We start from the raw sequence: 10,790 nt of genomic DNA, 5'->3' as shown, positions 1-10,790 counted from the left end.
GGCGCCCCGGAGCGTCAATGCGCAGCCGCTTTGTTGTGTGCTGACGCCGGGTATCGAATCGACACCGCGGGGTGGCTCTGGTGGCCGCAGGCGTCTGCCAAAGCCGTCCGCTGATGCAGCGATTCGACGTGGCCGAGCTGAATTCGCCTCAGCGCAACAGGAACGCGATATCGTCCACGCCGATCTTCGACACCGGGATGCCCTTGCGGCGCTGGAACAGGATGTGCTGCTGCACGCGGCTGCGCTGCTCGGCAAAGACCGCCGGATCGATCGGCGTACCGATGCGCATGTAGTGCTGCACCAGCAGCTTGTAGGCGCGATGGCGCACCTGCATGGCCTCGGCCTCGGCGCGCAGCCGCCGGATTTCGGCCGGGCTGCGGTCCACCGCCTGGTGCAGTTCGTCGACGGTACGGGCGTGGAGTTCGCGATAGACATCGCGTTCCGCCTCGGCATGGTGCAAGGCGTCGCGCAACTCGCGGATCTTGCGCTGCAGTTTCAGCGTCTGCGTCACCGCCTGCTGCATCTTGCCGGCCGCGCCCAGCGCCTGGCTCGCCGCGGCCATGGTGCTCTTCCACAGGCCGCGCTCGCCGGCCGTTCCGATCAACGTATCCATCTGACCCCCGGTAGAAAGGACTTCCCTGGGCCGGGTACCGCATTGTTCTGCTGCCGAGTGCGGTTTCGCCGGCGTGCGACGCACTGCCGGGTGGCAGGACGTCAGGCAATCCTAGAGATACCTATAACGGGTGCCAAGTAGAAGATATTTACTTCTGGATTGGGATGTTGCGTGGCAGGCAACGACATTTGGCTATGTTGCCGACGAATTGATCGACACGGCTTCCCAAAGCAAAAAGCCCGGCTGCAAGAGCCGGGCTTTTTTAATTTCTGGTGGCCTGGGACGGAATCGAACCGCCGACACAAGGATTTTCAATCCTCTGCTCTACCGACTGAGCTACCGGGCCAAAGAAGGAAAACTATAAACGTAATTTTTGATGCCGTCAAGCACCATCTGCATCACTGTCTCACTGCTCGGCCGGTTCGGGCTTGTTGCGGCCCAGTTCGACACCGAGCTGCTTGAGCTTGCGGTACAGGTGAGTGCGCTCCAGCCCGGTCTTCTCGGCCACTCGGGTCATGCTGCCGTGTTCGCGCACGAGGTGGTACTCGAAGTAGGCGCGCTCGAACAGGTCGCGCGCTTCGCGCAGTGGCATGTCGAACGAGAACTGCATCTCGGCCTCGGGCACGCGCGCGGGGCTGCCGTTGGCCGCGGTCTCGGCCACGGCTTCCGGCGCAGCGGTGGCGCCGGCGGATTCGGCCGAGGGCGCACTTGCCGGCGCGGCGGCCATGGCGGGAGCACTACGCGGACGTTCGATGCCGCGTGCCAGGCCCTGCTCCACCGCGGACAGCAGCTTCTGCAGCGCGATCGGTTTCTCCAGGAAATTCAGCGCGCCGATCTTGGTGGCCTCGACCGCGGTGTCGATGGTGGCATGGCCCGACATCATGATGACGGGCATGGTCAGCTGGCCCTGCGCGGACCATTCCTTGAGCAGGCTGACGCCATCGGTATCGGGCATCCAGATATCGAGCAGCACGAGATCGGGCGTGCCGGCCGCGCGGTATTCGCGCGCCTGCTGCGCGTTTTCCGCGAGTTCGACCACGTGGCCTTCGTCGCTGAGGATCTCCGAGAGCAGCTCCCGGATTCCCATTTCGTCATCGACTACGAGGATGGTTGCCATACTTCCCCTCTTAACCCCACCGCAGCGTTCCGGGTCCGGATCGCCAAAAGTTGACTATGCCAGTTTAACGAACAGGATCGAGATCTGTGCACCGACGACCTCCGCACCTTCCATGCGATTGCGCAGCTCGATGCGCGCGCCGTGTTCGTCAATGATCTTCTTTACCATCGCAAGCCCGAGACCCGTGCCCTTGGCTTTGGTGGTCACGTAGGGCTCGAACGCACGGCTCAGGATCCGTGGTGCAAAGCCGGGACCATTGTCTGCAATGGTGAGCTTGACGGCCTGCCGGTTTTCGCCGGCAGAATCTTTGTATTCTACAGTCTCGGTGTTCAGAGTGATATGGGGCGCCGCCCTACCTGCCGCGACGTTCTCGGCGGCCGCATCCTGCGCGTTCTGGAGCAGGTTGTGGATGACCTGCCGCAGTTGCGTAGGATCGCCCTTGATCTCGGGCAGCGCAGTGCCCAGCGCCGGATGGATCACCGGATGCTCGTGCAACGCGGGATCGTCGATGCCGTACAGATGCAGCACATCTGACACCAGGCTGTTGAGCTGCAGCGGGTGCAGCACCGCGGGCGGCGTGCGCGCATAGTCGCGGAAATCGTCGACCATGCGCTTCATCGCCGCCACCTGGCTGACGATGGTGGCAGCGCCGCGCTTGAGCACGTCGACATCGGTGCCTTCGAGCTTGGGCGAGAGCTTCATCTGCAGCCGCTCGGCCGACAGCTGGATCGGCGTCAGCGGGTTCTTTATCTCGTGTGCGAGGCGCCGGGCCACTTCGCCCCAGGCTACCGAGCGTTGAGCGGAAATCACATCGGAAATATCGTCGAAGACGATGACGTAGCCGGGTTCGTCACGCTCGCCGCCGGGCAGCCGCGCGCCGCGCACCAGCAGCGTCAGCGGCTGTTCGTCCATGCCGCCGTGGCCCTGCGGCAGCTCGATCTGCTTCTGCCAATGCTCGGCGCCGCCCAGCACCTCGCTGGTGTTCTGGTCTGAGAACGCCTGGCGCACGATCTCGCCGAACGGCCCCATCCCCGGGATCTGTTCTACCGGCAGTCCCAGCACGGCGCCGAACGGCTGGCGGAAGATGCGCTCGGCGCCGGGATTGGCGGTGATCAGCACGAAGCGCCTGTCGAATACCAGCACGCCCGCAGTCAGGTTCTGCAGCACGCTTTCGAGGTAGGCCTTTGACTGCTCCAGCGCCGCGCGGTTTTCTTCCACGGCCAGGCGCGCCTCGGCCAGCTGCCGCGTCATCTGGTTGAACTGCTGCGTCAGCATGCCAAGCTCATCGCGGCTCTTCAGTTCGCGCTTGGGCGACAGGTCGCCCTCGGCCACTTCCTTGGTCCCCTGCAGCAGCATCAGCAGCGGCCGCGCCAGCTGGCCGCCGAGCAGCAGGGCCAGCATCACCGCGATAAAGACCGCGAGGAACAGCGTCAGCGTCAGCGTGCCGATATACATCTTGCGCAGCCCGGTGCGGCCCAGCGCCTTCTCCTGGTACTCCTGGTAGGCGCGCTGGACTTCATCGGCATTGCGCGCGAGCACGGCCGGCACCGGGTGCAGCACCTGCAGGTAGCGCTCCTCGCGCACGGTTTCGCCGACCAGGCCGAAGCCGCTCGACGGCGATTCCTCGGGACGGCGTTCCACCGACAGGCCTGACCCGGCCCAGCGCGGGCGCGGTGCCGCGCGCGGCACGCTCGCGGCCATCTGTTCCTGCGCGGTGGTCGGCGCCGGGCCCAGCGGGATGATCACGCGCAGCCGGTACAGATGGCTGCTGTCGACGCGCTCGGCGCTCTGGCCGTCCGGCGTCGGATCGGTGCCGCCTTCGACCGCGGCGTAGCCGCCCGCCAGCCGCGCCTGCTCCGCTAGCACGCCCGAGGGCAGGTCTGGCACCAGCGCAGCGTAGTTGCTCGATGCGGTTGCCAGCACGCGGCCGCTGCCGGTGAAGATCGCCGCCTCCTGCACGCCGTACTGCTCGCGCAGCCGGCTCAGCTGCAGCGAGGTGGACACGCCCGACGAACCGGCCAGCTGCTCCGCCATCAGCCGCGCCTTGCCCTGCAGGTCGGCCAGCGCGCTGTCGATGGTGGAGCGGCCCAGGTTGAGGCCGGCTTCGAGCGCCGTCTCCACGCGCACGTCGAACCACGACTCGATGCTGCGCGAGACGAACTGCAGCGACACCAGGTAGATCAGCACGCCCGGCAGCACGCCCACCACGCCGAAGAACACCGCAAGCTTGGTCATCAGCCGCGTGCCGAACTTGCCGCGGCGGTAGCGCAGCCACAGCGTCACCGCGAGTGCGCCGATGATCAGCACCAGCAGCGCGCCGATCACCAGGTTCACCTTGAACAGCAGCGTGAAATAGCGATCGAAGAATTCGGTATTGGCCGACGCCCCGGCGAGCAGGCCGACCAGCACCAGTGCCAGGAAAACGATGATGCCCGCCACGACGCGATACAGCACGCGCCGGAAGCGGCTGTCCCACAGCGAAGTGTTCATGGCTGGCTTGAGGCGGACAGCGCCGGCTGCGCCAGCAGTGCGGGCGACAGCGCGGTCGACGCCGCCTGCACGAACACGGTGTTGCGCGGGTCCATTGCGGCGGCAGGTGCGCCCGGCGCGGACGCAGGCACTGCCGGCACCGCAGGTGGAGCGGGCAGCGGCGGCGAGGCCGGCGGCGGCGGCGCCGGAACCGCGGGCACCGGCACCGGCGTTGGCACCGCGTTCAAGTCAGTCGGCACGGTGTAGACAAAGCGCCGCCAGTCCGAAGCCAGGTTCCAGTCGCGTGTATTGACCGCATTGATCTGGAACGGCTTGGGCAGTTGCGACAGGTCCAGTCGCATGCGCACTTGCGCGTGATAGCTCTCGCCGGGCTTGATCGCGTTGCGCTCGAACACGCGCCAGCCGCGTACCCGCTGGATAAACTGCAGCGCGCTCTTCAGCCGCGAGAACGGCAGCTGCAGGCCGCCGGTGGAAATACGGTATTGCCGGGTCAGCGGCTGGTAGGACAAACGCACGCTGCGGCTGGTGTTGACGGGCTTGTCATCGAACCAGTACCAGCGCGGCCGCGTCAGCTCGAAGTCGACCGCGAAATAGAGCGAGATGCCCTTGTGCAGGGCGTCTTCCAGCGCAGGCGGCAGGTCGAACTCGAAGCTCGCGGCCAGTTCGAAGCCGCCATCCTGGTATTCGATGCGGGCCTCGGTAGCCTCGATCACCTGTGCATTGGCGGCAGGCGGCAGCCACAGCAGCAGCGCCAGCGCGAGCATCAGCACCACGCGCATGCAAGCCAGCAGTTGCGTCCGCAGTTGCGTCATTCCCGTGGCGAAATCCACGGTAACGCGGCAGTCTGACGGGCGCGGCGTGCTCAGCATCGGATCAGATCAGGCGCGTTTCTGGAAGCGGGCGTAGAAGAAGCCATCGTGATCCGATGGCAGGCTGGCGTGGCCGGGGTCCTTTTCACCTTGTTCGCCGGCCGGAGGCGTTGTCGTACGGGTGCCGGGCAGCAGTTGCCCCGGCGCCTGCAATCGTATCGCATCTGCCAGTTGTGCACCAAACCAGCGCGCCTGCTCCTCGCCTTCCGTTGGGAAAATAGAACACGTGACGTAGACCAGGATGCCGCCCGGCTTGAGCAGCGGCCACAGCTGCGACACGATGCGGCGCTGCTCGGTGACCAGCTTGGCGATATCGGTTTCACGGCGCAGCCAGCGGATATCGGGATGGCGCCGCACGATGCCCGAGGCCGAGCACGGCACGTCGGCCAGGATGCGGTCGAAGGGCTGGCCGTCCCACCAGTCGGCGGGCCGGCTGGCATCGCCCACCACGATGCGGGCCTGCTTGCCGAGGCGCGCGAGGTTCTCATTGATGCGCGTGGCGCGCTGCGGATCGCTTTCCACCGCGGTCACGTCGATGTCGGCAAGCTCCAGCAGGTGGCCGGTCTTGCCGCCGGGCGCGGCGCAGGCATCGAGCACGCGCATGCCGTCGGCCACCTCGAGCAGCGGCGCGGCCAGTTGCGCGCCGGCGTCCTGCACCGACACCAGGCCTTCGGTGAAGCCCGGCAATTGCGTCACCGGCACCGCGCGCACCAGGCGCACGGCCTGCGGGCCGACCACGGTGCCGGCCAGGCCGGCATTGGCCAGGTCGGTCTGGTATTGCTTCACGCTGACACGCGCGGTATTGACGCGCAGCGTCATCGGCGGGCGCACGTTGACGCTCGCGGCGAGATCGGTCCACTGCTCCGGGTACGCCTCGCGCAGCATGCGCAGCCACCACGGCGGCAGGTTCCAGCGCGCCTGTTCGTCGCGGCTGACCTCGGCCAGCAGCGCCTTGCGCTCGCGCAGGAAACGGCGCAGCACCGCGTTGACGAGGCCGCGCGCATGCGCGGTCTTGGGTTCCGAGGCGGCCGCGCTGACCGCCTGGTCGACCACGGTGAAGGTGCTGTAGCCGGTGCGGGGCGCGCCCGATGCCGCGTCCTGGCTGTCCTTGTCCTGCCGCTGGCCCGGCGCCTGCTCGACCAGCAGCGCCAGCGCCACCGCCAGCAGCGAGTCCACCTGCGCGCCGGGCGGGCGCGTGACCAGCCTGGTCACCAGCGCGCGCGCGGTGCCGAACTGGCGCATGGTGCGGTAAGCGATGTCCTGCAGCGCGCCACGCGTGGCGGCATCGCGCACGCGGTCCAGGCGCAGCTGCGCGGCGGCGTCCTCGATCGCCTGTGGCAAGGCTGTGCCTTCGCTGACGGCGCGTACCGCGGCGGCGGCGCCAAGCATCTGGAAGGCAAGCGAATCGGGAGGCAGGCGCATATCGGTCAGGCAGCGGGTGAGGCGGCAAATAAGTCGTGAATCGGTGGGCAGCCGGGCGAGGGCAAGAAAAATGCCCGCTGGTCCATGCTTAAACCAGCGGGCAGTTTACCTTGTGTGGGGGCAGCGCTCCGGAATTGCCGCCGCAACGGCTCCCCGGACGCGCCGCCAACTTTCGCCCGGTCAGGCGGGATAGGTCCCCGTCTGCGCCATCTGCATCAGGCGCGAGATGCGTTCCTCGGTGGCCGGGTGGGTCGAGAACAGGTTGGCGATGCCGCCGCCAGAGAGCGGGTTCATGATCATCATCTGCGCGGTGGCCGGGTGTTCCTCGGCCGCCTGGAACGGGATGCCCTGCGCATAGCGGTGGATCTTGTCCAGTGCGCTGGCCAGCGCCTGCGGGTCGCCGCTGATCTCGGCGCCGCCGCGGTCGGCCTCAAACTCGCGCGCGCGCGAGATCGCCATCTGGATCAGCGAGGCCGCCAGCGGCGCCAGGATCGCCACCGCAATGCTGGCGATGGGATTGCTGCGGTTGCCGTTCTCGTCGCGGCCGCCGAAGAACATCGCCATGTTGGCCAGCGCGGAAATGGCACCGGCCATGGTCGCGGCGATGGTCGAGGTCAGGATGTCGCGATGGCGCACGTGCGCCAGCTCATGCGCCATCACGCCGCGCAGCTCGCGCTCGGACAGCACGCGCAGGATGCCGGTGGTCGCCGCCACCGCGGCGTGATCCGGGTTGCGGCCGGTAGCGAAGGCGTTCGGCGCGTCTTCATTGATCAGGTAGACGCGCGGCATCGGCAGGTTGGCGCGCTGCGCCAGCTCCTGCACCATGCCATAGAACTGCGGCGCGGTACTGGCGTCGACTTCCTGCGCGTTGTACATGCGCAGGACCATCTTGTCCGAGAACCAGTAGGAAAAGAAGTTCATGCCGAGCGCGAGCAGCAGCGCCATCATCATGCCGCTGCGTCCGCCGATCATGCCGCCGATGACGATGAACAGCGCCGTGATGGCCGCCATCAGCATGAAGGTCTTGACCCAGTTGAACATTGCGGTGATCTCCATGTAGTGGACCGCGCCGGCCGCTGCAAGACTTTGCAAAACATGCCGTCGCGATGACCGTTAGATAGGGGCCAACACCAGAAAATTCAACTGCTTGCGGAGGATGCTACCCAGTCACCGCACCATGGCGCATGACGCACACGAAGTGTTTGCCGTGCTGGTTTGAGCTGGTTTGAACGATTATGCCTGCGCCGCCCCATTACCGGGGACCGCGCAGCGCGTGCCCGGCGGCAGCGGCATGGCCTGCAGGAACTGCTGCGCGGGCTGGCGGCGGCCGCCGGGCTTCTGCAGCTCGGTAACCTGCAGGGCGCTGCCGTCGCCGCAGGCGATGATGATGCCGCCGGCATCGGCCGCCAGCACCGTGCCGGGCGGGTGCGGCAGGCTGCTGGCCGCGGCCAGCGGCAGTGCCTGCCAGCACTTGATGACGGTATCGCCGACCTGCACGGTGGCGCCGGGGAACGGGTTGAAGGCGCGCACCTGGCTGGCCAGCGCCGTGGCCGGACGGCGCAGGTCCAGCGGTGCCTCGTCCTTGGCGATCTTCTCGGCGTAGGTGACGCCGGCCTCGGGCTGCTTCGTCGCCGGCAGCGCGCGGCCCGCGGCCAGTTCCTGCAGCGCGGCGACGGTCATGCGCGCGCCCAGCGCGGCCAGCTTGTCGTGCAGCGTGCCGGTGGTGTCGTCGGCGCCGATCGGCACGGCCTCGCGCGTGAGCATGTCGCCGGTGTCCAGGCCTTCGTCCATCTGCATCAGCGTGATGCCGGTCTCGGCATCGCCGGCCTCGATGGCGCGGTGGATCGGCGCCGCGCCGCGCCAGCGCGGCAGCAGCGAGCCGTGGATGTTGAGGCAGCCCAGGCGCGGCAGCTCCAGCACCTCGGCCGGCAGGATCAGGCCGTAGGCGGCCACCACCATTACGTCGGGGGCGAGTTCTGCCAGCGTGTCCACGGCCGCCGCGGCCTCTTCCGGATACTTGCCTTGCCGGCGCAGCGAACGCGGCTGCAGCACCGGGCCGAGCCCGTTGGCCACGGCGTACTGCTTGACCGGACTCGCCTGCAGCTGCATGCCGCGGCCCGCGGGCCGGTCCGGCTGCGTCAGCACGGCCACCACGGGAAAGCCCGCGGCGTGGATGGCTTCAAGCGCGACGCGCGCGAACTCGGGCGTGCCGGCAAAGGCGACACGCAGGGGCTTGGCTTGGGACATGGCAGGTTCCGAGGTGAATACTGGCTGAAAGCGCGGGCTGAAAGCGCAACCGGCCGCTATCGCGGCCGGTACGTTTGTTCTTCGGAAGTCATAAAGATAACAGACCCCGCGCGCGCGTCGAGCGCGGGCGGCGGATTCTGCCGTGCTGTTACATCTTCGCGCGGACGCCGCGCCGGCTTACATGCGCGTGCGTTCGCGCTTCTGCAGCTTGCTCTTGATGCGGTTCAGCTTGAGCGGCGACAGGTACTCGACGAAGACCTTGCCGCGCAGGTGGTCGATCTCGTGCTGGATACATACGGCCAGCAGGTCGTCGGCGTCCAGCTCGAAGGTTTCGCCCTTCTCGTTGAGCGCGCGCACGCGCACGCGGTCGGGGCGCTCGACGCGGTCATAGATCTCGGGCACCGACAGGCAGCCCTCTTCCCATACCTTGCGCTTGTCGCTGGCCCAGACGATTTCCGGATTGATAAAGACCTGGAGCTGGTCGCGCGTTTCGGAAATGTCGATCACCACCACCTGCTCATGGACGTTCACCTGCGTCGCGGCCAGGCCAATGCCCGGTGCTTCGTACATGGTCTCGGCCATGTCCTTCACCAGCTGGCGGATGCGGTCGTCCACGGCCGCGACGGGTTTCGCGACAGTGTGCAGGCGGGGATCGGGGTAGGTCAGGATGTCGAGTTTTGCCATGATGCTAGGGCGCAACGCCCGCTCGAGCGAGCGGCCCGGCCGCGTTGCGGCGTCGGGACTTTACATGCAGAATCGGGGCGCCAGTACAAAAAATCAAGGCGCGCCGAAGCAGGCACGCTCTCCAGGGTCAATCCGGCCGAACCACCGGCCGGTTCAGGAAAATGCGCGATCTTACCAAAGAACACCAGGCGGCGTCGGGCCGCAGGCTGCACGCGTTCACCCTTGCATTGCTGAGTGCCGCCGGCATCACTGCCGCGGCAAGCCTGTCCGTCCGGGCCGCTGACCTGACGGTCACGGCGGCGCAGCAGGCCGAGGCCCAGCGCACTGCTCGCCAGGGTATCCCGATTGCCGATCTCGCCCCCAATGCGCCCTCGCAGTACACCGTGCGCAACGGCGATACGCTATGGGGCATTTCGGGCCGATACCTGCGCCAGCCATGGCGCTGGCCAGAGCTGTGGGGCATGAACCAGCAGCAGATCCGCAACCCGCACCTGATTTACCCCGGCCAGATCCTGTACCTGATCCAGCGCGACGGCCGCGCCTGGCTGTCTACCACCCCCGCCGGGAACGGCACCGTGCAGCTGTCGCCTCGCATGCGCGGTGGCGACGCGGACGGCGCCGCCATCCTCAGCATTTCCGCCAGCGATATCGAGCCGTTCCTGATCCGCCCGCTGGTGGTCGATGAAGGCACGCTCGCAACGTCGGCACGGATCGTCGCCGTGCCCGAATCGCGGGTTTACCTGGGCCGCGACGACAGCGCCTACGCGCGCGGCATTGCCGCCGATGCGCCGGCCGGCAGCGACTGGCAGGCCTATCGGCCCGTCACGCCGGTGCACGATCCGGTCACCAACGCCGTGCTGGGCTATGAGGCCGAATACGAAGGCAACGCCCGCCTGGCGCGCGGCGCGCAGGGTCCCGACGCGGTTTCCACGCTGCAGGTCACGCAGGCCCAGCAAGAGATGGGCGTGGGCACGCTGCTGATGCCGCAGCCGGCGCGCGAAGCGGTGCGCTACGTGCCGCGCGCGCCCGATACCGAGGTCGACGGCCGCGTTGCCAAGGTCTATGGCGGCGTCGAATTCGGCGGCGCCAAGCAGGTGATTGTGCTCAACGTCGGCAGCAAGGCCGGGCTCGAGCCCGGGCAAGTGCTGGCGCTGTCGCGCGCCGGAGAGACCGTGCACGACCGGACCGATCACAACCGCAGCATCCGCCTGCCGGACGAGCGCTACGGGCTCGCCTTTGTCTTCCGCGTGTTCCCCGGCGTGTCGTACGCGCTAGTGACGGATGCCTCCAACGTGATCGCGGTCGGCGACCGCGCCACCTCACCGCGCTGAACCGGCCTTGGGGATGG

At 67.6% G+C, this 10,790-nt stretch carries 9 protein-coding genes and 1 tRNA gene; 1 reads left to right on the top strand and 9 read right to left on the bottom strand.

Annotation, left to right across the window (positions count from 1 at the left end; all coding sequences use genetic code 11):
* Positions 1–148: 148 nt before the first annotated feature.
* The 9 genes from J8I34_RS07660 to def all read right to left on the bottom strand — a co-directional run bounded on the left by J8I34_RS07660 (position 149) and on the right by def (position 9,442).
* The gene (locus J8I34_RS07660) at positions 149–613 is read right to left on the bottom strand and encodes a hypothetical protein (RefSeq protein WP_029046479.1); all 465 of its coding nucleotides are present in this window, start codon (positions 611–613) and stop codon (positions 149–151) included.
* Positions 614–883: 270 nt separating this feature from the next.
* Positions 884–959: transfer RNA gene (locus J8I34_RS07655), tRNA-Phe, on the bottom strand.
* A 60-nt stretch (positions 960–1,019) separates the two neighbouring features.
* Positions 1,020–1,730, bottom strand: a complete 711-nt coding sequence (locus tag J8I34_RS07650; protein WP_029046478.1) for a response regulator — start codon at positions 1,728–1,730, stop codon at positions 1,020–1,022.
* Positions 1,731–1,784: 54 nt separating this feature from the next.
* A complete protein-coding gene (locus J8I34_RS07645; RefSeq protein ID WP_209773812.1) occupies positions 1,785–4,220 on the bottom strand; it encodes a sensor histidine kinase in 2,436 nt (811 codons plus the stop codon).
* Positions 4,217–5,089, bottom strand: a complete 873-nt coding sequence (locus J8I34_RS07640; protein ID WP_209805752.1) for a DUF4390 domain-containing protein — start codon at positions 5,087–5,089, stop codon at positions 4,217–4,219. Before J8I34_RS07640 ends, J8I34_RS07645 begins: the two co-directional genes overlap by 4 nt.
* A 9-nt stretch (positions 5,090–5,098) precedes the next feature.
* Entirely contained in the window at positions 5,099–6,511 is a 1,413-nt protein-coding gene (gene rsmB, locus J8I34_RS07635) for a 16S rRNA (cytosine(967)-C(5))-methyltransferase RsmB (protein WP_209805751.1), read from the bottom strand.
* A 180-nt stretch (positions 6,512–6,691) separates the two neighbouring features.
* On the bottom strand, positions 6,692–7,552 hold the full coding sequence (htpX, locus tag J8I34_RS07630) for a zinc metalloprotease HtpX (RefSeq protein WP_029046474.1): 861 nt from the start codon (positions 7,550–7,552) through the stop codon (positions 6,692–6,694).
* A gap of 192 nt (positions 7,553–7,744) precedes the next feature.
* The gene (gene fmt / locus J8I34_RS07625) at positions 7,745–8,758 is read right to left on the bottom strand and encodes a methionyl-tRNA formyltransferase (RefSeq protein WP_209805750.1); all 1,014 of its coding nucleotides are present in this window, start codon (positions 8,756–8,758) and stop codon (positions 7,745–7,747) included.
* 177 nt (positions 8,759–8,935) lie between these two features.
* Positions 8,936–9,442, bottom strand: coding sequence for a peptide deformylase (def, locus tag J8I34_RS07620; RefSeq protein WP_029046472.1), 507 nt, complete (start codon positions 9,440–9,442; stop codon positions 8,936–8,938).
* A 161-nt stretch (positions 9,443–9,603) separates the two neighbouring features.
* Here def and J8I34_RS07615 point away from each other — a divergent pair, with 161 nt between their 5' ends.
* Positions 9,604–10,773 (top strand): LysM peptidoglycan-binding domain-containing protein, encoded by a 1,170-nt coding sequence (locus J8I34_RS07615; protein ID WP_209773819.1) that lies wholly within the window; start codon positions 9,604–9,606, stop codon positions 10,771–10,773.
* The last annotated feature ends 17 nt before the right edge of the window (positions 10,774–10,790 follow it).

The sequence above is a fragment of the Cupriavidus phytohabitans genome (genome assembly GCF_017815025.1).
In the GTDB taxonomy this organism is placed as follows: Bacteria; Pseudomonadota; Gammaproteobacteria; order Burkholderiales; family Burkholderiaceae; genus Cupriavidus.
The sequence above is the reverse complement of the archived record's forward strand: the minus strand, read 5'-3'. Positions and strand labels throughout refer to the sequence as shown.